The organism is Aquidulcibacter paucihalophilus (assembly GCA_030285985.1).
In the GTDB taxonomy this organism is placed as follows: domain Bacteria; phylum Pseudomonadota; class Alphaproteobacteria; order Caulobacterales; family Caulobacteraceae; genus Brevundimonas.
In genome coordinates this window covers 569,310-592,378 of sequence record CP127384.1, presented here as the reverse complement: position 1 = coordinate 592,378, position 23,069 = coordinate 569,310, and the positions used below count along the sequence as shown (strand labels likewise).

At 68.1% G+C, this 23,069-nt stretch carries 22 protein-coding genes and 1 riboswitch; of the genes, 11 read left to right on the top strand and 11 right to left on the bottom strand.

Annotation, left to right across the window (positions count from 1 at the left end; translation table 11 throughout):
* Nucleotides 1-45 precede the first annotated feature (45 nt).
* Complete coding sequence (locus KB221_02985; protein ID WIY69995.1) at nucleotides 46-1,032, top strand: LLM class flavin-dependent oxidoreductase; 987 nt, start codon at nucleotides 46-48, stop codon at nucleotides 1,030-1,032.
* On the opposite strand, the gene KB221_02980 is transcribed toward KB221_02985, so the two are convergent.
* From KB221_02980 to rpmH, 5 genes are read right to left on the bottom strand one after another with little or no spacing between them, the layout of a single operon-like run.
* Nucleotides 1,029-1,997, bottom strand: a complete 969-nt coding sequence (locus KB221_02980; protein ID WIY69994.1) for an alpha/beta hydrolase — start codon at nucleotides 1,995-1,997, stop codon at nucleotides 1,029-1,031. The two genes, KB221_02985 and KB221_02980, sit on opposite strands and share 4 nt — an antisense overlap.
* 41 nt (nucleotides 1,998-2,038) lie before the next feature.
* Complete coding sequence (gene yihA, locus KB221_02975) at nucleotides 2,039-2,680, bottom strand: ribosome biogenesis GTP-binding protein YihA/YsxC (GenBank protein WIY69993.1); 642 nt, start codon at nucleotides 2,678-2,680, stop codon at nucleotides 2,039-2,041.
* A 1-nt stretch (nucleotide 2,681) separates the two neighbouring features.
* Nucleotides 2,682-4,490 carry a membrane protein insertase YidC gene (yidC, locus tag KB221_02970; GenBank protein ID WIY69992.1) on the bottom strand — a complete coding sequence of 603 codons (1,809 nt, stop codon included), beginning with the start codon at nucleotides 4,488-4,490 and terminating at the stop codon, nucleotides 2,682-2,684.
* 5 nt (nucleotides 4,491-4,495) lie between these two features.
* Nucleotides 4,496-4,897, bottom strand: coding sequence for a ribonuclease P protein component (rnpA, locus tag KB221_02965; protein WIY69991.1), 402 nt, complete (start codon nucleotides 4,895-4,897; stop codon nucleotides 4,496-4,498).
* A gap of 25 nt (nucleotides 4,898-4,922) precedes the next feature.
* Nucleotides 4,923-5,057 (bottom strand): 50S ribosomal protein L34, encoded by a 135-nt coding sequence (gene rpmH / locus KB221_02960; GenBank protein ID WIY69990.1) that lies wholly within the window; start codon nucleotides 5,055-5,057, stop codon nucleotides 4,923-4,925.
* Between the two features lie 118 nt (nucleotides 5,058-5,175).
* Between rpmH and KB221_02955 the strand changes: the two genes are divergently transcribed.
* The 7 genes from KB221_02955 (at nucleotide 5,176) to KB221_02925 (ending at nucleotide 11,697) form a co-directional block, all read left to right on the top strand.
* Complete coding sequence (locus tag KB221_02955; protein ID WIY69989.1) at nucleotides 5,176-5,898, top strand: VTT domain-containing protein; 723 nt, start codon at nucleotides 5,176-5,178, stop codon at nucleotides 5,896-5,898.
* A 40-nt stretch (nucleotides 5,899-5,938) separates the two neighbouring features.
* Nucleotides 5,939-7,402, top strand: a complete 1,464-nt coding sequence (locus tag KB221_02950) for a HAMP domain-containing sensor histidine kinase (GenBank protein WIY69988.1) — start codon at nucleotides 5,939-5,941, stop codon at nucleotides 7,400-7,402.
* Nucleotides 7,403-7,494: 92 nt separating this feature from the next.
* Nucleotides 7,495-7,998, top strand: coding sequence for a hypothetical protein (locus KB221_02945; protein ID WIY69987.1), 504 nt, complete (start codon nucleotides 7,495-7,497; stop codon nucleotides 7,996-7,998).
* Nucleotides 7,999-8,007: 9 nt separating this feature from the next.
* Complete coding sequence (locus tag KB221_02940) at nucleotides 8,008-8,481, top strand: nucleoside-triphosphatase (protein ID WIY69986.1); 474 nt, start codon at nucleotides 8,008-8,010, stop codon at nucleotides 8,479-8,481.
* 83 nt (nucleotides 8,482-8,564) lie between these two features.
* The gene (locus KB221_02935) at nucleotides 8,565-9,377 is read left to right on the top strand and encodes a cytochrome b/b6 domain-containing protein (protein WIY69985.1); all 813 of its coding nucleotides are present in this window, start codon (nucleotides 8,565-8,567) and stop codon (nucleotides 9,375-9,377) included.
* Entirely contained in the window at nucleotides 9,374-10,132 is a 759-nt protein-coding gene (locus KB221_02930) for a molybdopterin-binding protein (GenBank protein ID WIY69984.1), read from the top strand. The genes KB221_02935 and KB221_02930 overlap by 4 nt, the downstream gene beginning before the upstream one ends.
* Before the next feature lie 110 nt (nucleotides 10,133-10,242).
* Nucleotides 10,243-11,697: a carboxylesterase/lipase family protein gene (locus KB221_02925; protein WIY69983.1), complete on the top strand. Its 1,455-nt coding sequence runs from the start codon at nucleotides 10,243-10,245 to the stop codon at nucleotides 11,695-11,697.
* Nucleotides 11,698-11,704: 7 nt separating this feature from the next.
* Here the strand turns inward: KB221_02925 and KB221_02920 are convergent, their stop codons facing one another.
* Nucleotides 11,705-12,748, bottom strand: coding sequence for a ribonucleotide-diphosphate reductase subunit beta (locus KB221_02920; GenBank protein WIY69982.1), 1,044 nt, complete (start codon nucleotides 12,746-12,748; stop codon nucleotides 11,705-11,707).
* 248 nt (nucleotides 12,749-12,996) lie between these two features.
* Between KB221_02920 and KB221_02915 the strand changes: the two genes are divergently transcribed.
* Nucleotides 12,997-13,647, top strand: coding sequence for a glutathione S-transferase family protein (locus KB221_02915; GenBank protein WIY69981.1), 651 nt, complete (start codon nucleotides 12,997-12,999; stop codon nucleotides 13,645-13,647).
* Here the strand turns inward: KB221_02915 and KB221_02910 are convergent, their stop codons facing one another.
* The 4 genes from KB221_02910 to KB221_02895 all read right to left on the bottom strand — a co-directional run bounded on the left by KB221_02910 (nucleotide 13,648) and on the right by KB221_02895 (nucleotide 17,892).
* Complete coding sequence (locus KB221_02910; protein ID WIY69980.1) at nucleotides 13,648-15,729, bottom strand: response regulator; 2,082 nt, start codon at nucleotides 15,727-15,729, stop codon at nucleotides 13,648-13,650. It abuts the gene before it with no gap.
* Nucleotides 15,730-15,884: 155 nt separating this feature from the next.
* Nucleotides 15,885-16,247: a VanZ family protein gene (locus tag KB221_02905; GenBank protein WIY69979.1), complete on the bottom strand. Its 363-nt coding sequence runs from the start codon at nucleotides 16,245-16,247 to the stop codon at nucleotides 15,885-15,887.
* A 33-nt stretch (nucleotides 16,248-16,280) separates the two neighbouring features.
* A complete protein-coding gene (locus tag KB221_02900; protein WIY69978.1) occupies nucleotides 16,281-16,844 on the bottom strand; it encodes a TMEM165/GDT1 family protein in 564 nt (187 codons plus the stop codon).
* A 140-nt stretch (nucleotides 16,845-16,984) separates the two neighbouring features.
* Nucleotides 16,985-17,130: riboswitch (yybP-ykoY riboswitch) on the bottom strand.
* A complete protein-coding gene (locus tag KB221_02895) occupies nucleotides 17,110-17,892 on the bottom strand; it encodes a phosphatase PAP2 family protein (protein WIY69977.1) in 783 nt (260 codons plus the stop codon). (Overlaps the previous riboswitch by 21 nt.)
* A gap of 297 nt (nucleotides 17,893-18,189) precedes the next feature.
* Between KB221_02895 and KB221_02890 the strand changes: the two genes are divergently transcribed.
* Together KB221_02890 and KB221_02885 are read left to right on the top strand one after the other, a co-directional pair.
* Complete coding sequence (locus KB221_02890; GenBank protein ID WIY69976.1) at nucleotides 18,190-20,073, top strand: ribonucleoside-diphosphate reductase subunit alpha; 1,884 nt, start codon at nucleotides 18,190-18,192, stop codon at nucleotides 20,071-20,073.
* Nucleotides 20,074-20,213: 140 nt separating this feature from the next.
* The gene (locus KB221_02885) at nucleotides 20,214-21,098 is read left to right on the top strand and encodes a DUF2219 family protein (GenBank protein WIY69975.1); all 885 of its coding nucleotides are present in this window, start codon (nucleotides 20,214-20,216) and stop codon (nucleotides 21,096-21,098) included.
* Nucleotides 21,099-21,147: 49 nt separating this feature from the next.
* Here the strand turns inward: KB221_02885 and KB221_02880 are convergent, their stop codons facing one another.
* Nucleotides 21,148-22,938, bottom strand: coding sequence for a gamma-glutamyltransferase family protein (locus KB221_02880; GenBank protein WIY69974.1), 1,791 nt, complete (start codon nucleotides 22,936-22,938; stop codon nucleotides 21,148-21,150).
* Nucleotides 22,939-23,069 lie beyond the last annotated feature (131 nt).

Sequence of the window (23,069 nt, the reverse complement as noted above, 5' to 3'; positions counted from 1 at the left end):
TCGAAGGTCTTGAATCGCAACGCATGGACCCCGATCTGGCGGGACATGACCGCTTTCTCCGTTCTCGACCTGTCCCCTGTCGTCGAGGGCGGCGACATGCGGCGCGCCCTGCTGGAAACCACCGCCTTTGCACAGGCCGCCGACCGGCTGGGGTTCAAGCGGTTCTGGCTGGCCGAACACCACAACATGCCCGGTATCGCCAGCGCGGCGACGGCCGTGGTGATCGCCCAGGTCGCCGGCGCGACGGAGCGAATCCGTGTCGGCTCCGGCGGAGTGATGCTGCCCAACCATGCGCCGATGGTCATCGCCGAACAGTTCGGGACGCTGGACGCCCTGTACCCGGGGCGTATCGACCTGGGTCTCGGCCGGGCGCCAGGAACCGACGGCGAGACGGCCCGCGCCCTGCGCCGCTATTTCGAAGGTGCCGACCGCTTCCCGCAGGATGTGATGGAGCTTCAGGCCTTCCTCGGCGATCCGGTCGCGGGTCAGCGGGTCACGGCCTGGCCGGGGGCGGGATCAAAGGTTCCGCTCTGGCTGCTGGGCTCGAGCCTGTTCAGCGCCGAACTGGCCGCCCATCTGGGCCTGCCCTTCGCCTTCGCCAGTCATTTCGCGCCCGAACTGCTGATGCAGGCGCTGCAGACCTATCGCGCGGGGTTCCGGCCATCGGCGGTGCTGGAAGCGCCCTATGCCATGGCCGTGGTCAATGTGTTCGCCGCGGAGACGGACACGGCGGCGCAGCGGCTGTCGACCTCGATGCAGCAGGCCTTCGCCGCGGTGGTCACCGGCAAGCCGGGGCGGCTGAAGCCGCCGGTGGACGACATCACCCAGGTGCTGGACGGCCGGCAGCGGGCGGCGGTGGGGAGCCGGCTGACCTATGCGGCGGTCGGGGGGCGGGAGACGGTACGGGACCGGCTGGCGGCGTTCATCGCCCGGACCGGCGTCGACGAGGTCATGGTCACCGGCATGGTGTACGACCTTGAGGACCGCATCCGGAGTCTGGAAATCACGGCCGAAGCGGTGGCCGACCTCTAGGCCACGCCCGGCATCCGCAGAAACCCGAGCAGCAGCCGGTTCACCTCCTCGGCCCGTTCCTGCTGGATCCAGTGGCCGGCGCCGGGAACCACGAACTGCATCCGCAGGTCCGGTGCCCAGTCCTTCAGCCCGGCCTCGTGCTGACCCGAATAGTGCCGCACCGGATCGCGATCACCGACCACGAAGGCGGCGGGGACAGTGATGCGGGCGTCCTGCAGATGGGCCGTCAGGGACCAGTTGCGGTCGAGGTTGCGGTACCAGTCGATCGGCCCCTTGAAGCTGGCCTGCGCAAAGGCGTCGACATACTCCTGGAAATGAGCGGCGCTCATCCACGGCGGCAGGGGGGCGTCGTCCGGAACTGTTGAGATGAAGGTCTCGCCCTCGGCGATGAAGCCGGTCGACTGTTGGGCGTCCGGGGTCGCGCCGTCGTAGCCGTAGAAGGCCTTGCGCAGGGCGGTGGCCGGGTCGACGTCAAAGACCATATGGGCGTCATCGGCCTGGAAGCGATTGATGTAGAGGTCGCCCATGCCGAGGCGTTTCGAGATCACCGCCATGGCCGCGGTCGGCGGGCCCTTGGGGCGGCGCGGCTGGAAGGGCACCGACAGGCCGAAGACGGCGCGGAACATATCGGGCCGGGTCAGGGCACAATGCCAGGCGATCGGCGCGCCCCAGTCATGGCCGACCACGACGCAGGAGGTCTCGCCGAGGGCCCGGACCAGATCGACCATGTCCCCCACCAGATGCAGGATGGAATAGGCGTCGCGTTCGGCCGGCCGGTCGGTTCCGCCATAGCCGCGCATGTCGGGGGCGACGGCGCGGTAGCCGGCGTCGGCGAGCGCCTGGACCTGGGCTCGCCAGCTGATGCCGAGTTCGGGGAAACCGTGGATCAGCAGGACCAGCGGGCCGGTGCCGGCCTCGAGGATCTGCTGGCGGAGGCCGTCGGTCTGGATGTGGCGGGTCTGCATCCGGCCAACGGACCATTCGCGCGCCAGGACCGCAAGTCCGCCTAGAGTGTCACGCCCGTCGTACGCATGATCTCGGCGCGGAGTTCGGGCATGCCGTCGCCCTTTTCGGCCGAGGTGACGATCACAGCCGGATAGGCGGCGCCGCGCTTGGAGACGCCCTTGAGGGTCGCTTCCTGGACCCTTTCGGCCTCACCCTTCTTGAGCTTGTCGGCCTTGGTCAGGATGATCTGGTAGCTGACGGCGGCGAGGTCGAGGGCGTCCAGGGCTTCGTCATCGACCTTCTTGAGGCCGTGGCGGGCATCGATCAGCAGATAGACCCGCTTCAGCGTCACCCGGCCGCGCAGATAGTCGCGGCCCAGGTCCTGGAATTTCTTGACCGTCGATTTGGACGCCTTGGCCCAGCCGTAGCCGGGCAGGTCGACCAGCCGCATCTTCCCGTCGAGGTCGAAGAAATTGACCTCGCGCGTCCGGCCCGGCTCGTTCGACGCCCGGGCCAGTTTGTGCATGCCGACCAGGCCGTTGATCAGGCTGGACTTGCCGACGTTCGAGCGGCCGGCGAAGGCGACCTCGGGCAGATCAGGATCGGGCAGTTGCTCGATCTTGGCGCACCCCATGACGAAGGTCGCGGGGCGCGCAAACAGGATACGCGCCTGCTCCAGTTCCTCGGGGGTGAACTCGTCCAACTCAGGCCTTCGCCTTCTTCAGCCGCTCGATGAAGGTGTCGATCGGGTTCTCGGCCTTCAGGCGGTGCATGATCACATACTGCTGGATGATGGTCAGGATGTTGGACCAGGCCCAGTAGATCAGCAGGCCCGCCGGGAAGGTGGCCATGATGAAGGTGAAGACGATCGGCATGAAGGCGAAGATCTTGCGCTGCATCGGATCCGGGGCCGGCGGGCTCATCGCCATCTGCAGCCACATGGTCAGGCCGTAGAAGATGGCCAGGATGCTCAGGGCGAACGTGCCGGCCAGATAGGTGCCGATCAGCGGCGTCGAGGACGGATCCCAGGGGATCAGGCCGAACAGGTTCCAGATGGTCGAGGGATCGGCCGCCGACAGGTCGCGGATCCAGCCGAAGAAGGGCTCGTGCCGCATCTCGATGGTGACGAACAGCATCTTGTAGACGGCGTAGAAGACCGGGATCTGCAGCAGCAGGGGCAGACAGCCCGCCAGCGGATTGATCTTCTCCTTCTGATACAGCGCCATCAGCTCCTGCTGCTGTTTCGCCGGATCGTCGGGGTGTTTCTTCTTCAGCTCCTCCATCTTGGGCTGGAGGGTCCGCATCTTGGACATGCTCTCGTAGCTCTTGTTGGCCAGCGGGAACATGAACAGGCGGACGGTCAGGGTCAGGCCGAGGATGGCCAGACCAAAGTTGCCGAACCAGCCGTAGTAGAGCTCAATCAGCCAGAAGATCGGGCGGGTCAGGAAGAACAGGAAGCCCCAGTCGATGGCGTAGACGAAGCGCGGCAGGTCGAGGCTCTTCTCGTAGCCGGCCAGGATCTCGTTGCGCTTGGCACCGGCGAACAGACGCTGGGTCTCGGTGATCTGGCGACCGGGCGCGATGGTGTGGGCCTCGCCGAGCATGGTGGCCGAGTGGACGTCGGCATGGGCGGCATCGGTGACGCGGAAGGCGGCCTCGATCTGCTCGTCCTGCTGCGGGATCAGGGCGGCCAGCCAGTATTTGTCGGTGATGCCCATCCAGCCACCGGTGGAGGTGTGCTCCTGGACCGGCTTCTTGGCCCAGGCCTGGTATTTCAGCTGCTGGGTCGTGTATTTCCCGTCCTCGCCGAAGGTGCCGATGCCCCCTTCGTGCAGGACCTGCTGGCGGCCCAGGTCGTCCGGAACGCCCTGACGCTCGATCCGGCCCCAGGGCGCGATGGTGATCGGCTGGGCGCTGAAGTTGGCGACGGTGTCGGTGACGGTGAACAGATACTGGGCGTCGATGGCGATGCGGCGCGTGAAGCGCAGGCCGGCGCCATTGTCCCAGGTCAGGGTGACCGGTGTGGTCGGGGTCAGGGATGCGCCTTCGGTCAGGCGCCACGGGGTCGTCGGACCGGGAACGCCGCCGGGGACGTTGGGGCCGTTCCAGCCGAACTGGGCCTGATAGGCATGGCGCATGCCCTCGGGGCGGAACAGCTCGACCGGCGGCGAACCGGCTTCGTTGGTTTCCTGGTAGCCGGTCAGGAACAGGTCATCGATGCGCGCGCCGCGCAGCGACAGCGAACCCGTCACCGTTCCGGTCTGGATCGGGATACGGGCACCGCCCCGGGCGAGGGCGACGGTGCGATCCTCGGTGAAGACGGCGACGGCGGCGGGCGATGCGCCCGTCGTCCCCGCATTCGGGCCGGCGACGGTCTGCTCGGCCGCGGCCTGCTGGGCCGCCTTTCGCGCCTTGGCCTGCGGCTCCATGACGAAGAAGCTGTAGGCCAGCAGCATGATGCCGGCGATCACGACGAAGAGGATCGTGTTTCGGCTGTTGTCGTGTGGAGGCATGGAGATCAGGAATCCTGGCCGGCGTTGGCGGACGTCAAGGGCGCGGTCTTTGGCGCCGGTCGCGGGGTCGCGAGCCTTGTAAGCGCCGATTTCACATCGTCAAGCAAACGGTCCCAGGGACGGTCCGCCGTGCCCATGCGGGCGACGAAGACATAGTCACTGCCCGGGACCGCCAACAGGGGCGCCGCGGCCCGGGCCGCTTCTCTCAGCCGGCGTTTGGCGCGATTGCGGATAACGGCGTTGCCGACCTTGCGCGTGGCGGTGAAGCCCAGCCGGACCGTGGTGACGCCGTCCTGACGATCCAGCCGCTGCACGACCACCGCACCGCGGGCCTCAGAAACGCCCTTCGCGGCCGCCAGAAACTGGGGCCGCGAAGTCATGCGTTCGATTTTGAGAGGGTCGCTCATGCGCCCGAACCCGGGCGCCGGACGATCAGGCCGTCAGGCGCTTGCGGCCCTTGGCGCGACGCCGCGCAACAATCTTCTGTCCGTTCTTCGTGGCCATCCGCGAACGGAAGCCGTGACGGCGCTTGCGCACGAGTCGCGACGGCTGATAGGTCCGCTTCACGTTCGGCTCCTGGGACTGAAAACAAAAAGGCGGCGGAAAGCGTCCGTCGCGGGAAGGGCGGGCGTATAAGCGGCAGGGCCCACGGTGTCAACGCCGACGGCCCGTCTGCGGAGAGACAATGGACCGGATCAAACGCTTTCTGCCCCTGATTTTGCTGGCCGGCGTCATCGCGCTGATCTTCGCCATGGGCTGGAACCGCTATCTGTCGCTGGACACCATCCGCGATCACGGCGCGGATTTCCATGCCTTCAAGGAGGCCAACTATATTCTGTGCCTGCTGATCCTGATGGCGCTGTTCGCCATCCTGACCGCCAGCGTCGTGCCGGGTGTGTTCTTCGTGACCATCACCGCCGGCTATCTGTTCGGCCCCTGGGTCGGCGGCATCTCGACCTCCATCGCGGCCACCGTCGGGGCCCTGATCGTCTATGCGGTCGCCCGCTCAGCGCTCGGCGAGGCCCTGCGGAGGAAGGCAGAGCGTGACCAGGGTCTGATGCAGAAGGTCTGCGAGGCCATCGACAAGGATACCTTCTGGTACGTCCTCGCCTCGCGCCTCGCGGTCGTCGTGCCGTTCCACATGATCAATGTGGCCGCGGGCATCATGTCGGTGCGGCTGATGCCCTATACGGTCGCCACGGTCATCGGCCTGCTTCCGGCGCACATCATCTATTGCTGGATCGGCGCGCGGCTGAACGAGCTGCTCCGGACCAACCCGAATCCGGACTTCCAGGCACTGTTCGGCCAGTTCTGGGCCCCGATGGCCGGCGTCTTCGTCCTGGCGGTGGTCCTGCCGTTCGCGCTCAAGGGACTGCAGGCCGCGCTCGGCCGCAAGGCTGCGACATGAACGGCGCAGCTTTTGGCCCGAGCCTTGCGTTAAATCCGGAATGAACCGGATCCGGCCCCTCCTTGGCGCCCTTCGCAGGGGGCTGCGCCTGCCCGCCGACTGGCGCGAGCGGCTGAAGATCCACGCCCCTGACGCCCTGGCCTGGCGGCTGCTGCTGCTGACCTTCATCTTCACCGTGGTCGTCGAGGTCCTGATCATCGTCCCGAGCGCGGCGAGCTTCCACGAGCGCTGGCTGCTGGACCGGCTGCAGTCGGCGGAACTGGCCTCGGTCGGGGTTGAGGCCCTGCCCTATTCGGCGGTCGAGGACGACGCCGCAGAGCAGCTGCTCGCCATCGGCGGGGTGCAGGCGGTGGTCGTGGGCGACCAGGGCGTGCGCCGGCTGCTGCTGCAGGCCCCCAACCTGCCCCGGACGCCCGATCTGATCGATCTGCGCCAGAGCCGGCCGGTGACACGGATCGCCGACCCCTGGCGCACCCTGTTCGGCCACCCGGACCGGTCGATCCGGGTTCAGGCCCGGCCACGCTACCGCTCGGGCGACTTCATCGAAATCCTGGCACCCGCGGAGCCGCTGAAGGTCGAGCTGGGGGCCTTCCTGCTCAACAGCCTGCTGACCTCGCTGTTCATCTCGCTGGTGGCCGGCGGACTGCTGTACGGCGGTCTGGCCTTTCTGGTGCTGCAGCCCTTGCGGCGTGTTACCCGGTCAATCGAGCGATTCGCCCTCGACCCCGAAGCCGAAGGTGATCCCCCCAGCGACCGCCACGACGAGATCGGCCGGGTCGAGCGCGAACTGGCGCGGATGCAGGAGGAGGTGCGCGTCTCGCTGCGCTCCCGCGCCCGTCTGGTCGCCCTGGGTGAGGCGGTGGCCAAGATCAATCACGACCTGCGCAACATGCTGACCTCGGCCCAGATGGCGTCCGAGCGCCTCGCCGATTCGCCCGACCCCGAAGTGGCCCGCGTACTGCCGCGGCTGGAACGGGCCCTGGGCCGCGCCGCCGCCCTGTCGCGCAATGTGCTGGAGTACGGCAAGAGCGAGGAGCCGCCGCCCCAGCGCATCCGCATCCCCCTGACGTCCGCCATCGAGGCGGCCGCGGAGGACGCCGGGCTGACGCCCGAGGGCGTGCGCCTGAAGAAATCCATCCCGGCGCGCCTGAACCTGCATGCAGACTCCGACCAGTTGCACCGCGTGCTGGTCAATCTGATGCGCAACGCCCGTCAGGCCATCGAAAGCGACCCGACCCGCCGCACGGGTCGCAGGGGTCTGGTTCGCGTCACCGTCTCGACCGGCGAGGGCGACTGCATCATCCAGATCGCCGACGACGGCCCCGGCATTCCGCCGCGCCTGTCGGAAAGCCTGTTCGAACCCTTCGTCAGCGGCCGGGCCTCCGAGGGGGCCGGGCTCGGGCTGGCCATCTCGCGCGAACTGGCTGCCAGCCATGGCGGATCGCTTACCCTGGTCGAGACCGGGCCGACGGGCACGACCTTCGCCCTGCGGCTGCCACACTGACGAGACCAAATCGCCCGATCGGCGTTATCACTGGCGCCGCCGGGTGAAACCGCCCAGCTTCGCCTGATGCTTTTCCGCTCTGGAGATCCTGCATGACCCGCTTCACCGTCGCCGCCGTTGCCGCCCTGTTGCTGGCGGCCGCGCCCGTCGTCGCCCAGACGACCCGGCCGCAGGCCCCCGTCCAGAGGACGACGCCGGAGCGCACCACACCGCCCGCAGCGCCGGCGTCGAGCCCCGCGCCGGGCTCCGAGGAATGGCTGCGGCTGCGTGGCGAAAGCTACAGCGCCGCGCCCGAGGCCCAGCAGGACCCGGACGAGGTCGCCGAGACCATCCGCCTCAACGCCGAGATCGCCGCCCGCAACAACGCCGCCGAGCGCCGCGAGATCGAGGGAACCGCGGCCTGGCAGGCCGAGGACGCCCGCTGGCGCGCCGAAACCGCCCGGCTGGAAACCGAGCGCGCCCAGTGGGAAGCCGAGGCCGCCGCCGCGGAAGCCGCCCGGCTTCGCTACGAGCGCGATCGCGCCGCCTGGGCCGCCGAGGTCGCCGCCTGCGAACGCTCGCCGCGTTCCTGTGTGACGAACGCACCGAAATACTGACGTCGGCTCATGCGCGTCCGTCTGATCCACGGCGACATCGGCTCCGGAAAGACGCGGCGAGCCGCTGCCTGGGTCGAGTCTGAGGGATTGGCGGGACGGACGGTGGCCGGCGTGCTGGCCTTGAAGGCACCGACCGGGCGGCAGTTCCTGGACATCGCCACCGGCGATCAGGTCGCCCTCGAACATCCGGCCGAAGATGAGGTCGCCGTGCCGGTCGGGCGGTTCCAGTTCCGTCAGGCGGCGTTCGACTGGGCCGTCGACCGGATCGGGCAATCGCTCGGGCAGGCCGACTCCGTCGTCATCGACGAGGTCGGTCCGCTGGAGCTGCGCGGTGCCGGCTTTGCGCCCCTGCTGGATCGACTCGCGCAGGATCACCCCGGGATCCAGCGGGTCCTGCTGGTCCGCACAGGCCTGGTCGAGGCGGTCGCCGACCGGTTTTGCCGGGGTACCACGACGATTTTCGACCCGGCCCGTAACCTCTGAAACACCGTCGTCGTAACCCATCCGACAGTTGCGCCCTGCACGGAGCCGTGAGAGCGTCCGGCTGCGCGCGCCCGGAGGGACGATTGACTGACATCGGCAACAGCCCGCCCGCCGGCGCTCCGGCGCGTTATCCGGACAGACTGCTGCCGGGCGGACGCACCGACACCTGGCGTCATCCGGCGTGGGTGCGGCTGGCGCACTGGCTGAATGTCGTCGCGGTCGTGGTGCTGATCATGAGCGGGCTCAACATCCTGCTGGCCCACCCGCACCTCTACTGGGGCATCCGCTCGACCTTCGCGGACCCGTGGATCAGCATTCCGAAAATCCCGAACTGGCTGCTGATTCCGCAGGGCCGGAACCTGGCCGATGCCCGCAACTATCATTTCCTGTTCGCCTGGATCTTCGTCCTCAACGGCCTCTCCTATCTGCTGCTGGGTCTTGTGACCCGCCGGTTCGGACGCCGTCTGTGGCCGACGGGCAAGGACCTGAAAGGCATCGGGCCCTCGGTGGTTGAGCACGCACGCTTCCACTTCCCGACCGATGACCACGCCCGCACCTATAATGTGATCCAGAAGCTGACCTATCTGGCGATGATCCTGATCGTCCTGCCGATGATGCTGATCACCGGCCTGTCGATGTCGCCCGGCTTCAACGCCATCGGCGGGATATTGCTGGATCTGATGGGCGGGCGGCAGTCGGCGCGGACGCTGCATTTCATCTCGGCGGGCCTGATCGTCGGCTTCATCGTCATCCACGTCGGACTGGTGATCTGGACGGGCCTGTTCAACAATATGCGGTCGATAATCACCGGCTGGTTCGTGATCGAACCGCCCGGCTCCACGGCAGGGCCGAAATTCCGGCGCAAACCGCCGGCCGATGCGGGAGACGCGCCATGAACCGCCGCCGCTGGCTGACCGGAGCCCTTGCAACGGCCGCGACCGCCCTGCTCTCGGCCTGCGGTCAGGCGGGGACCAGCCTGGCCGAACAGGCGCGGCGGATGGGCGAGGGGCTGACGCGCCGGTCGCAGCGCCTGCTGATCCCGCGCGATGCCCTGGCCCCGACCTACAGCCGCGCCGAGATCTCGCCCGACTTCAAGGCCAATGGCTCGGTCGACCCGGCTGCGGCCGACTACAAGGCGCTCAAGGCCAATGACTTCGCCGACTATCGGCTGGTCATCGACGGTCTGGTCGACCGGCCCCTATCGCTGGGTCTGGCAGAGCTGCGCACCCGGCCGTCACAGAGCCAGATCACCAAGCACGACTGCGTCGAGGGCTGGACCTCGATCGGGGAATGGACCGGGGTGCGGCTGGAGACCCTGCTCGACGAGGCCGGGCTGAAGCCCGAGGCGCGCTACATCGTCTTCCACTGTTTCGACGCCCTGACCCAGACCGAGGACGGGGAGCGCTATTATGAGAGCATCGACCTGATCGATGCCCGGCACCCGCAGACGATCCTCGCCTGGGCGATGAATGGCGAGACCCTGCCCGTGCCGCACGGCGCGCCCCTGCGTCTGAGGGTCGAGCGGCAGCTGGGCTACAAACAGGCCAAATACATCCGGCGGATCGAGGTGGTCGAGAGCTTCGCCCACCTCGGCGGGGGCAAGGGCGGCTACTGGGAAGACCGGGGATACGAGTGGTACGCGGGCATCTGACCCGACGCGGGCTGGGGCTGGCGGCGGTTACGGTTGCTCTGGCGGGGGCCACCGGAACGATGGCGCGGGCCCGGGTCCTTTCGCAGATTGTCCGAACCGGAGCCGGGCCGGTGCGCCTCCATTCCGGCGGGTCCGGAGAGGTCTGGTCGGCCTTCGGCATCCCGTATGGCACCGACACCGGACCGGGACGATTTCAGCCGCCGGCACCGCCAGCGTCCTGGTCCGATCCGTTGGCGGGCGACACTTTCGGCCCCGCCTCGCCACAGCGGGGCAGCGAGCCCAACCAGTCCGAGGACTGCCTGCGCCTGAACGTCTGGACGCCCGCGCCCGAGGCGGGCCGGCGACCGGTGATCGTCTATATTCATGGCGGGGCCTATGCGACCGGATCGGGGTCCAGTCCGCTGACCCACGGGGCGCGGCTGGCGGCGAGGGGCGATGTGGTCGTGGTCACGGTCAACCACCGACTGGGACCGCTGGGCTATGCCTCGCTGGCGCGGCTGGCACCGGGGTTTGAGGACTCAGGCAATCTGGGCCAGCTGGATCTGGTGCTGGCGCTGCAGTGGGTGCGGGACAATATCGCCGCCTTCGGCGGCGATCCCGGCTGCGTGACCGTGGTGGGGCAGTCGGGCGGCGGGGCCAAGATCGCCACCCTGATGGCCATGCCCGCCGCCGCGGGCCTGTTCCACCGCGCCGTGACCATGAGCGGCCAGCAGGTGACGGCCTCGGGGCCGCTGAACGCCACCCGCCGGGCCGAAGTCTGGCTCGAGGCGCTGGGCCTGACGCCCGACCGGATCGACGCGGTCCGCACGATGCCGGTCGAGCGGCTGATCGAGGCGGCGGGCGCGACCGACCCCATCCTGGGCGGTTCGCTGTATTTCGGGCCGGTGCTGGACGGGCGGAGCCTGACCCGGCACCCGTTCTGGCCCGACGCCGCGCCGCAGTCGGCTCCCATCCCGATGATGATCGGCAACACCCGCGAGGAGACGCTGGCCTTCCTCGGCGGCGACCCGGCCAATGCGGGTCTGACGTGGGATGCGCTGCCCGCACGGCTGACGCCGTCGCAGATGCGGATCGACGTGGCCCCGGAAGAGGTCGTGGCCTGGTATCGCACCAGTCACCCGGAGATGAGCCCCGACCAGGTCCTGATCCGCGCCACCACCGCCGCCCGCAGCTGGCGCGCCGCCGTGATCGAGGCCGAGATGCGGGCCGCGCAGGGGTCGCCCGCCTTTGTGTATCAGCTGGACTGGGCCAGCCGCCTGCCCAACGGCCGGACCGGCGCCTTCCACACCTCGGACATCCCCCTGATGCTGGACAATGTCGCCGCCGAGGGCTCGGGCGCGGCGGGGCCGGAGGCCCAGGCCATGGCCGACCGGATGAGCGACGCTCTGCTGGCCTTCGCACGCACAGGCGACCCGAACCACGCCGGCCTGCCGTGCTGGACACCCTATTCGCTGGCGCGGCGCGAGACGATGATCATGGACCTGCCGCCCCGGATGGAGAACGATCCGCGCGGCGACGAGCGGCGGTTCTTCGGGCGGATTCCGTATATTCAGCCAGGGACGTGAGGGCCGATCAGGCCTCCGCGCCCTCGGTCCGCTTCTTCATCATGGCGTCGAAACTGCCCCAGACGCCTTCGGGCCCGTGCCAGGCGCCGGTCGTGGCGGCCTTGGAGTATTCGGTGGCGCGAGCTTCGAAGAAGTTGGCGTGTTCCACGCCTGACAGCAGGGACTGCAGCCAGGGCAGCGGGTTTTCCGTCACGCCATAGACCTCGGGCAGGTGCAGCTGGCGCAGACGCCAGTCGGCGATGAAGCGGATGTACTGTTTGATGTCGTGCGGCGTCATGCCGTTGACCGGCCCCATCTCGAAGGCCAGGTCGATGAAACGGTCCTCCATCTCGACCACGGTCTTGCAGCATTCGACGATGTCATCCGCCACGGCCTGGGTGACGGCACCCGTCTCCTTGTTGAAGGCGTGGTAGAGCTTGATGATGCCGTCGCAGTGCAGGCTCTCGTCGCGGACCGACCAGCTGACGATCTGGCCCATGCCCTTCATCTTGTTCTGACGCGGGAAATTCATCAGCATCGCGAACGAGGCGAACAGCTGCAGCCCTTCGGTGAAGCCACCGAACATGGCCAGCGTCCGGGCGATGTCGCCGTTGGTCTCGACCCCGAACTTGCCCATGAAGTCATGCTTGTCGCGCATGGCCTCGTATTCCATGAAGGCGCCGAACTCGCTCTCGGGCATGCCGATGGTCTCGAGCAGCAGGGCGTAGGCCGCGATGTGGATGGTCTCCATGTTGGCGAAGGACGCCAGCATCATCTTGACCTCGGTCGGTTTGAACACCCGACCGTAGCGCTCCATGTAGTTATCCTGGACCTCGATGTCGGCCTGGGTGAAGAAGCGGAAGATCTGGGTCAGCAGGTTGCGTTCCGACGGCGTCAGATTGGCCGCCCAGTCCTTGCAGTCCTCGCCCAGCGGCACCTCTTCGGGCATCCAGTGGACCTGCTGCTGCTTCTTCCACATGTCGAAGGCCCACGGATAGCGGAACGGCTTGTAGGCCGCCGAGGCGGTGAGCAGGCCTGGGGTGGTGGGCTTGATCGAGACGTGCGCGTTCATCGGTACGGGGCTCTGAAGCGAATCCGGGATTGAGGATTCACCATGCGGGCGGAAAGGCCCGGCGCCAAGCCAAATCAGGGCTATATTGCGATCACTTTTTTCGCGACCGCTAGATGTAGTAGGCGCGCCGCACGTCTCTGGGGACGCCGCTGGGGACAAGCCCAAGCGCTCCCTATGGCTGGGCGTGCAGTTCCTGGGCGCGGAATGGTGGCCGACGCCCTAGCCTGACCGTCGGAAAAGGAGGCACCATGACCTATACCGTCTATGGCGCGGCGGGCTCGGGATCGGTCCCGGTCGAGGCGGCCCTGACCCTGATCGGGGCCCCCTACACGGTGATCGAGGCAGTCACCTGGGAGGGCGAGGCCGGGCGGGACAAGGTCGCCGCGGTCAATCCGATGCGCCAGATCCCGGCCCTGGTCACGCCCGAAGGCGAGACCCTCACCGAGAGCGCGGCGATCCTGATCTGGCTGGCCGAAAAGTATCCCGAGGCGGCGCTGGCACCGGAGCCGTGCGATCCGCGACGGGCGCAGTTCCTGCGCTGGATGACCTTTGTGCCGGCGGCGGTCTATTCGATGTTCTGGGTCCGGGACGAGCCGTCGCGGCTGGCCGGCGACGATCCGGCCGCCCGGGAACTGATCAAGGTTCGCACCGCAGACCGTATCGCCGACTGCTGGGCGGCGATGGAAAGCCAGATCACACCGGGGCGTTTCCTTCTCGGCGCAGAGCTGACGGTTCTGGACCTCTATGTCTCGGTCGCCAGCCGCTGGACGCCGCACCGCCAGCGGTTCCATGAGGTTGCCCCGCGCATGGGCGAGGTGATGCGACGGGTCGACGCCCTGCCGGAGTTGACGGCCTTCTGGGCGGAGCGGTTTCCGCTGGTCGGCCGTTACGGCAGCTGATCAGGCGGCCTGGGCCTCAAGGATCACGCGCGCAGCCGGAAGGTCGCCGGACAGGGCCAGGTTGACCATCGACAGCAGGCCGGCCTGGCTGATCGGCTTGGCCATATGGGCGTTCATACCGGCGTCGAGGCAGCGGTTCACATCCTCGGGCATGGCGTCGGCGGTCATGGCCACGATGGACAGGGCTCCGGCGGCACCCGGCATGGCGCGGATACGGCGCGTGGCTTCCAGCCCGTCCATGTTCGGCATGCGCACATCCATCAGTACCAGGTCGAAGGACTGCTCCGCCACGGCGTCGAGCGCCTGTTGGCCGTCGCAGACCTCCACCACCTCGCAACCGAAGGCTTCCAGCATGATGCGGGCGACCTCGCGGTTGACGGGGTGATCGTCGACGACGAGCACGGAGGGTGGGCGGCCGCCATCCTCGGCCGGCGCGGACGCCTCGCCGGGACGGAGGTCCTCGGCGACATCGGCGGCCCGTTCGAACGGCAGGTGCAGGATGAAGGTCGAGCCTTCCCCGACCCGGCTGTCCACATCGATCCGTCCACCCATCCGCCGCACATGGCGCGCCGCGAGGGCCAGGCCGAGGCCCATCCCGGAGTGATTGCGCCGGATCGAGGCATCGCCCTGGGCGAAGGCCTCGAACAGGTCCGGCAGGATTGACGGTTCAATGCCGCAGCCGGTGTCGGAAACCCGGATACAGACGCCGTCGCCGGCGCGATCCAGCCGCACCACGACCTCGCCGCGCTCGGTGAATTTGACCGCATTGGCGACCAGCGGATGCAGGGCCTGGCGCAGGGCGCGCCGGTCGGCGGTGAAACGGGCCTGGGCCGGCAGGCGGTCGTCGATGACCAGGCTGAGGCCCCGCGCCTCGGCGGCCGCCAGGCTGGGCGCGACCGTCTCGCGGGCCACAACGGCGAGGTCGAGCGGTTCGTTCGACAGGGTGTCGTCGCCGCGGGCGAAGTCGAGAATGTCCTCAACCAGCATCAGCAGGCCGTCGCTGGATTGGCGGATCTGACGCGCCTGACGGACCGCGTCGGCGTCCAGGCCGGGGCGGCTCGCCAGGACATCGGCGAAGCCGGCGACGCCGTTCAGCGGCGTGCGCATCTCATGGCTCATCATGGCGAGGAAGCGCGAGCGGGCGGCGGCGGCGTCCTCGGCGGTCCTCCGGGCCTCCTGGGCTGCGACGGTGCGGGCGCGCAGGCGGGCCTCCAGCCGGCGTCGTTCGGTCATCACCGTCGAGACCGGCAGGATGGTGGCGACCATGGCCAGAAGATACAGATTGTAGATGCCGAGGCGGTGCAGCATGGGCGAAACGCCCTCGAGGCCCGGGACTTCGGCAAGCCGCGTCAGGTGCACAGGGCCGTGCCCGGTCAGGGTCGCCACGCCGGTGATCCCGGCCAGCAGGATCAGCGCACCCGCCGTCTTGGTCGGGGACAGCCTCAGACCGATCAGAAGCATCGGCGGGAAGGTCAGATAGGCGATGGCCAGATTGTTCTGCCAGAAGGCCGCCGTCGTCACGACCAGCATCAGCGCGAACAGGCCGATGGCCTCGGGGGCCCGCGCACGGGCCATGCCCTTAAAGCGATGGGCCCGGGCGACCAGCAGCAGGACCGGTGTCATCAGCAGCAGTCCGAGCAGTTCCACGCTGACGAAGGAATAGATGCTGAACACGGTGGCGGTGCTGAAGCCCATGCCGCGAATAGCCATGAACACGCCGAAGCCGATGGCGGTCGTCACGGCGACCGCGGGGAAGGCGGAATAGCCGGCAAAGGTCAGCAGGCGCTTCGGTCGACGCATGTCGAGCGCCGCGCCGCAGACCCGGCGGGCGAGGAAGGCGCACAGGAAGGCCTCGCCCATATTCATGAGGGCGTTCAGCCAGAGCAGTATACCGGCGTCGCCGCGGATGATGTTGCTGAACAGATTGATCGTGAAACAGGCGGTCAGCACAGCCACGGCGGGACGGCGATGCAGCTGCAGCAGGGCCGCGGCCAGAATGCCGTTCGAAAGCCAGACCGCGACCGCGTCAAAGGTCGCCACGCTCCAGTGGCCGATCAGCTGCGACGCGGCGAACAGCAGCACATAAACCCAAGCCGCAGGGCCCGCGATGCGGCCTGCCTCATGCCTGAAAAGACGCCAACGTCCCCGCAACCGGTTTCCTCCGGCCATATCCAATGTCGGAAGTGTTACAGCCAAGGCGTAAACAAATCGGACGTGCCGTGGGATGTCCGCCTGCTTCAGGCGGTCCGGCCCTGAAACGCCTCTCGCGGCCGGAATCTCCGCCAGACCAGCCAGGTCAACAGAGCGGTCGCGACGCCCAGAACGTCGGCGAGGAGATCACCCCAGCTCGGATCACGACCGACATAGCCCTGGATCACTTCCACAGCCGCCCCGAGCGCGATCGCCAGCAGCACCGCCCCGATCCGCGGCAGCCGCCGAAACAGCACGCCGAGGCTCCAGAGGACCAGGCCGAAGGCGATGAAATGCGCCGCCTTGTCCCAGATCACCTTCTCGGACTCGATCGTGCCGCCCGGTGCCAGCATCAGGGCGACCAGGACGACAAGGACCAGGGCGCCGGCAAGGCGAAGAAACAGACGCATAGGACTCTGTGCTTTCGGGAGACGTCGCTTCTATCAGCCCGCGAGCAGGACCCAAACCCCGGTCGCCGCGAAACCCGCCGCCGCCGCCATCCGGATCCAGCCGAGGGGCAACCGTTCGGCCGCCGTCTCACCCAGCAGGACCGCCGGGCCGTTCACCAGCATCATGCCGAGGGTGGAGCCGGCGACAACAAGCGGCAGGTTCTGGAATTGCGCGGCCAGCATGGCCGTGGCGACCTGGGTCTTGTCGCCCATCTCGATGACGAAGAAGGCAGCGGTCGTGGTCCAGAAGACGCCGGCGAAGGTCTTTTCGGTCCTGTCAGGCGTCTCGTCGAACCGGTCCGGGATCAGGGCCCAGGCCGCAAAGCCGAGGAAGGCGATACCGACGACCCAACGCACCCAGTCACCGTCCATAAACCGTGCCAGCACCGAGCCGGCCAGGGCGGCGAAGGCGTGGTTGGCGAGGGTGGCGACCAGTATGCCCAGCAGGATCGGCAGGGGCCGTCGCCAGGCCGCCGCCAGCATGATCGCCAGCAGCATGGTCTTGTCGCCTATCTCCGCAATGGAGACGAGGCCGGTCGAGATAAGGAAGGCTTCCAATACATCATCGTTCGCGGGGGTTCGGCGGACAAACCATTGGCATCGCAGCCGGCCCCCGCGTGGAAGCACCCTGCGAAGCCAGCGGTCTTGCCGTGATGTCCTGGGGTCCTATCGCTCGCGCCGCGGGCGCTCGCTGCTTGAGGACCATGCCCTCAAGTCGCCGCGCACCGCGTGCGTGGCATAGGGCCACAAGAACCTTTCCGCGCCATCCTCTCCGGGCGAGAGGAAGTGTGTTGACGCGAACCCCGCTGAGAGATGCGGGCGGCTACTCCCCGATGACGCGCGGGTCTCTATCGGCGATCGGCTCGTCCGGCAAGGCCTCGTCATGCGGACCGGCTGTGTGGACCGCCTGTCGACGCTGCACGGCATAGGCGACCAGCCACAGGGCCATGGCCCAGGCCGCCCCCACGCTCCAGCCCGCCAGCACGTCGGTGGCCCAGTGTGCCGCCAGATAGACCCGGGTCAGGCCGACGATCAGGGTCAGCAGCAGGGCGACGCCCAGCACATAGGCCTTGAAGCGCCGCCGCGGAAATGCCCGCGTCAGCATGACGCCGATGCTGAGATAGAAGACCGCCGACAGCAGGGCGTGGCCCGAGGGGAAGCTGGCGTTGATGGTCTCAACGGCGCGGAAGGCTTCCGGCGGCCGGTCGCGCTCGAACAGGGCCTTCAGGCCTTCGCTCATCGCCACGCCGCCGGCGAGGCCCAGCACCAGCAGCAGGGCCGACAGCCGTTTGCGCTGGAGGATCAGGAATACCACCACGATCACGGCGAACAGGCCGAGGACGGCGATCCCGCCGAGGGAGGTCAGGTCGAGCGCCGCGGTTTCAAGCCAGGGCGGACCCCAGCCGTCCGCAGAGCCGCCGGGCCGCATCGCCTGCAGAACGGCCTGGTCGAATGCCCGGCCGTCGGCCTCGGTCATGTCGTCGGCCAGTTCGACGAAGGTGATGATGCCCCCCGCCACGATCAACAGGGCGGCAAGCGCGACAATTTCGGTCCGGGCGATACGCCACAGCCGACGCGCAAACGGGACAATCGGGGATGAAGTCATCGGTCGCAAACGGTCACGCTTGTGGGACGTTCCCACCGGAAATTTATTTCCACAATCCTGTCGGATCGCACACAGGAAGCTGGTCGGGGCGGCAATCCCCACGGTGGCTGAATCCGGCAGGTTTGTGGCTAGATCGAATCACTCACACCGAGGGCTGATACGAAAATGTCATCCATGAAGTTGCCCCTCACTCAAAATTTGAGGGCTTGGCCAGTAACCAATCATGAACCACATTTAGCGCTGTAATGATGTTGACCACACAACATCTGGCGTATCGACAAGCACTCGGGGCGGATCATGGCAGGCGGTGAAGCGTTGAAGACGGTGGAATTTCCGTCGGTTGCAGGCAGCGATACGGCTGCGCGTCCCCATTTGTCCGTGGTGCGCTCCCTCCAGCTCGACCGGACCCGTGACGACCTGCTGACCGACTTCGGCAAGAAGACGCTGGAAGATCGCTATCTGCTGCCCGGCGAGAGCTATCAGGACATGTTCGCCCGCGTCGCCACGGCCTATGCCGACGACCACGAGCACGCCCAGCGCGTCTATGACTATATGTCGAAGCTGTGGTTCATGCCCTCGACGCCGGTGCTGTCGAACGGCGGCGCCGATCGCGGCCTGCCGATCAGCTGCTTCCTGAACTCCGTGGCCGACAGCCTCGACGGCATCCAGTCGGTCTGGAACGAGAACGTCGCCCTCGCCTCGAACGGCGGCGGCATCGGCACCTACTGGGGCGGCGTCCGGTCGATCGGCGAGAAGGTCAAGGGCGCCGGCCAGACCTCGGGCATCATCCCCTTCATCCGCGTGATGGACTCCCTGACGCTGGCGATCAGCCAAGGCTCGCTGCGCCGCGGTTCGGCTGCCGTCTATCTGGACGTCCACCACCCGGAGATCGAGGAGTTCCTCGAGATCCGCAAACCGTCGGGCGACTTCAACCGCAAGTCCCTGAACCTGCACCACGGCATCAACATCTCGGACGCCTTCATGGAGGCCGTGCGCGACGGCCGCACGTTCGACCTGCTGTCGCCCAAGAACCAGGCGGTCGTGAAGACTGTCGACGCCCGCACCCTCTGGCAGAAGATTCTTGAGATCCGCCTGCAGACGGGCGAGCCCTACCTGATCTTCTCCGACACTGTGAACCGCCAGATGCCGCAGCATCAGCGCGATCTGGGCCTGTCGGTCAAACAGTCCAACCTGTGCAGCGAGATCACCCTGCATACCGGCCGCGACCACCTGGGCGTCGACCGCACCGCCGTCTGCTGCCTGTCCTCGGTCAACGCCGAGAGCTTCCTGGAATGGCGTGAGGAGCCGCAGTTCATCGAGGACGTCATGCGTTTCCTCGACAATGTGCTGGAAGACTTCATCCGTCGCGCCCCGCCGGCCATGGCCGCGGCCGTCTACTCCGCCAAGCGCGAGCGTTCGGTGGGTCTGGGTCTGATGGGCTTCCACTCCTTCCTGCAGGCACAGGGCGTGGCGTTCGAGTCCGCCATGGCCAAGTCGTGGAACATGCGGCTGTTCAAACATCTGCGCCGCGAGGCCGACAAGGCCAGCCGCCTGCTCGCCGAAGAAAAGGGCGCCTGCGAGGACGCTGCCGAGCGCGGCGTCATGGAGCGCTTCTCGCACAAGCTGGCCATCGCCCCGACCGCCTCGATCTCGATCATCTGCGGCGGCACCTCGGCCGGCATCGAGCCGATCCCGGCCAACATCTATACGCACAAGACCCTGTCGGGCTCGTTCGCGGTCAAGAACCCCTATCTGGAACGGATCCTGGGCGAGAAGGGCATCGACACCGAGGCGGTGTGGAGCTCGATCCTCGAACACGAGGGCTCGGTGCAGCACCTCGAAGGCCTGACCGACGACGAGAAGTCGATCTTCAAGACTGCCTTCGAACTGGACCAGCGCTGGATCGTCGAACTGTCGGCCGACCGCGCCGCGGAAATCTGCCAGGCCCAGTCGATCAACCTGTTCATCCCGGGCGATGTGAACAAGTGGGACCTGCACATGCTGCACTGGTCGGCGTGGGAGAAGGGCGTGAAATCGCTCTACTATCTGCGCTCCAAATCGGTTCAGCGGGCCGCTTTCGCGGGTGCCGAGGACAAGGTTGAGGAAGAGGTCGATCCCAACCAGCCGGACCTCTTCAGCGCCGCCCGCACCGACTACGACGAGTGCCTGGCCTGCCAGTAGGGCCGCGGGCACCGTCCACCGCGCTGTGACCCCGGAACCTCGCTTTTCGCCCGACGTTTGTCGGCCGGAGCAGAAGTCTGTTGGCGAGGCCGCCCGCATCGTGCAGGGTTGCCTTCGTTAACGGATCGGGAGGACCGTTGATGCGTATGACGGTTGTTGCGTTCGGAGTGTTGGCGACTGTGGCCTGTGCGGCCCCGGCGCACGCCGTCGCATCACCGCCGGAAACCCAGGTCCCCCTGTCCAATCCGTGGGTCGTCGCCCGTGAGCCTGACGCCACTGTTTCGGACCTCCTGACGCGAATCGACCGCGAGGACCGCTTCGCCCAGGCGGACCGCCCGACCTTCGGACCCGAAGAGGGCTGGAGCGGCTATGCGCCCCCCTCACGGGACCGGACCTCGCCCTGGGTCGCCTCAAACCGCGACGTCTGGTTCGAAAACAACGCCTTTGACGACCGGCTGCGGCTGCGCACCGAAGGTCCCGTGCGCCGGGTCGATGGCTCGCCCCTGCCGCCCGGACCGCTCGATCCTGCGGCCTATGAGGCCGAGCACTACGATCTGACCTACACCCGCGGCTGGACCGAGATTCTCGGCCGGACGGCGTCCGGGCTCGACGTCGCCCTGACGCCCCATGTCGGCGTGGGTGTCGGATCGCGTGGCGGCTCGACCGAGGCCGGGGCGACCCTGCGTATCGGACCCGACCTCGACCGGCTGGTGCCGGAGGGCGAAGAAGCGTTCGGCCAACGGCCGCGCTGGTATCTCTATGCGGCCGGCTCGGGCCGTGCGGTCGGCTACAACTGGGCCCGCAACCGGGACGGCGAATTCGCCCGCTCGGGCGTCAGCCATGACGCGGGCTCCTTCATGGGCGACGCCTCGCTCGGCGTGGCCATGCGGCGGGGACCCGTCCAGAGCTCGATCGGCCTCATCTATCGCCAGATGGGCGTCGAGGGCCTGCGGGCCGGCGAGGGCGTCGACACCGACGTGTCCGAAGGCGTCATCGCGTTCCAGCTGTCGATCAAGCCTCAGTAGGGATGAGGGATGAGGCTACGCCCGTCATCCCGCCCCGGATATCTCTTCCCTAATCCCTAATCCCTGTTCTAGCGACGCCCTCCCGCCGGTCGTCAGCGCCGCCGTCCCAGGCCCAGACGCCGTCCGGCCCCTGGCGCCAGAGTCCGCCGTGCAGGCCGGAGGTTTCGCTGTCGTTGGGTCGCAGGGTCACGCCGCGGGCCGTCAGATCGGCGCGCAGGGCCTCGGAGAACCGCTCCGTATCCGCGCCGAAGCCATCCCCCCGCGCCACCAGATTGGGCAGGTTGAACGCCGTCTGGACGGGCAGGCCCCAGTCGAGCGTCGCGATCAGGGCGCGGGCGTTATAGGCCAGGATCGACGGGCCGCCCGGTGAGCCCAGGGCTCCGACCAGCCGCCCCTCACGGTCGAGGATGAGGATCGGCGACATCGACGATCGCGGCCGCTTGCCCGCCGCAGCCGCGTTCGCGGCCGGCGCCCCGTCCGCCCGCGTCGGCGAGAAGGAAAAGTCGGTCAGCTGGTTGTTGAGGAAGAAGCCCGCCGCCATCCGGCCCGAGCCGAACACGCTCTCGACCGTGGTGGTCATGCTGACGGCGTTGCCCTCGGCGTCGACAATGACGAAATGCGAGGTCCCCGCCGGCTCGTTCGTCGAATCGGGACCGGCCAGCACCCCGCCCGGTGGCGTCCCCGCCTCGGCCGCCCCGGTCAGGCCCGGGGCCAGCGCCGCGCGCGCGGCCGTATAGCCGGGGTCGAGCAGCCCTTGTACCGGCACCCTGACAAAGCCGGGGTCGCCGACATAGCGGTCGCGGTCGGCGTACATCAGCCGCTGGAGCTGGGCGAAGGCGGTCCAGGCCTCCGCGCTGTCGGAGCCCAGGGCGATGTCCGGCGTCTGTTCCGCCATGGCTAGCAGTTGCAGCACCGCCACGCCGCTGGAGGGCGGCGGCGGCACGCAGATGACATAGATCCTGTACGGCCGGCACAGGGCACCGCGCTCGATCGGCTCATAGGCGGCGATGTCCTGCGCTGTCAGGGTGCCCGGACGCGGCGTCTCGGCCACCGTCGCGGCGATCTCGCGCGCGACCCGGCCGTTGTAGAAGGCCCCGGCCCCGCCGGCGGCGAGTTCGGCCACGGTCTCGGCATAGGCGGGATTTTTCAGCACATCGCCCGCGACATAGCGCTGGCCGTCGGGCTTTGTGAAATAGGCGTCGGCCCAGCGCGTCCGCCCCTGCCCCCGGCTGGCGGCGATGAAGCCGGCCAGACGCGGGCTGACCGCAAAGCCGTCGCGCGCCAGCCGCTCCGCGTCGCCGAACAGGGCGTTCCACGGCAGCCGGCCATGCGCCGCCTGGGCCATGGCCAGCATGGCCACCGCGCCCGGCGCGCCGGTCGAGCGGCCGCTGAGGATGGCTTCACCGACCCCGAGCGGCCGCCCGTTCTCATAGAAGAGTTCGGGCGTCGCCGCCGCCGGCGCGGTTTCACGCCCGTCATAGCTGGTGACCTCGCCCGTCCCCGCGTCGAACACCATCATGAAGGCCCCGCCGCCGAGGCCTGACGACTGCGGCTCGACCAGGCCCAGGACCGCCTGCACCGCCACCGCCGCATCCACGGCCGAACCGCCCTCGCGCAGGACCTTCAGCCCCGCCTCGACCGCCAGCGGATTCGCCGCCGCCACAAAGGGGCCGCGCGCCATCGGGGCAAGGGGGGCTTCCGGCGCCGGGACGGGAGCCGGGACGGAATCCCCTGAGGCCCAGGGCAGGACCGGTCCGCCCGCACAGCCCGCCAGGGCCACCGTCGCCGCGACAACGGCGGCCGTGACCGCGCGCAGGGGCCGAAGCGGAAGGACGATCATGGCGGACTCACTGGAAGGCGAAAGCGGGAAGGCGGCGCACCTTGGCCCGCCGTCCGCGCGAACGAAACCCCCTGCCCGGCACCGCCTTCGATGGCCGAACGGAAAGGATCAAGGAAAACCCGCCGGACAGC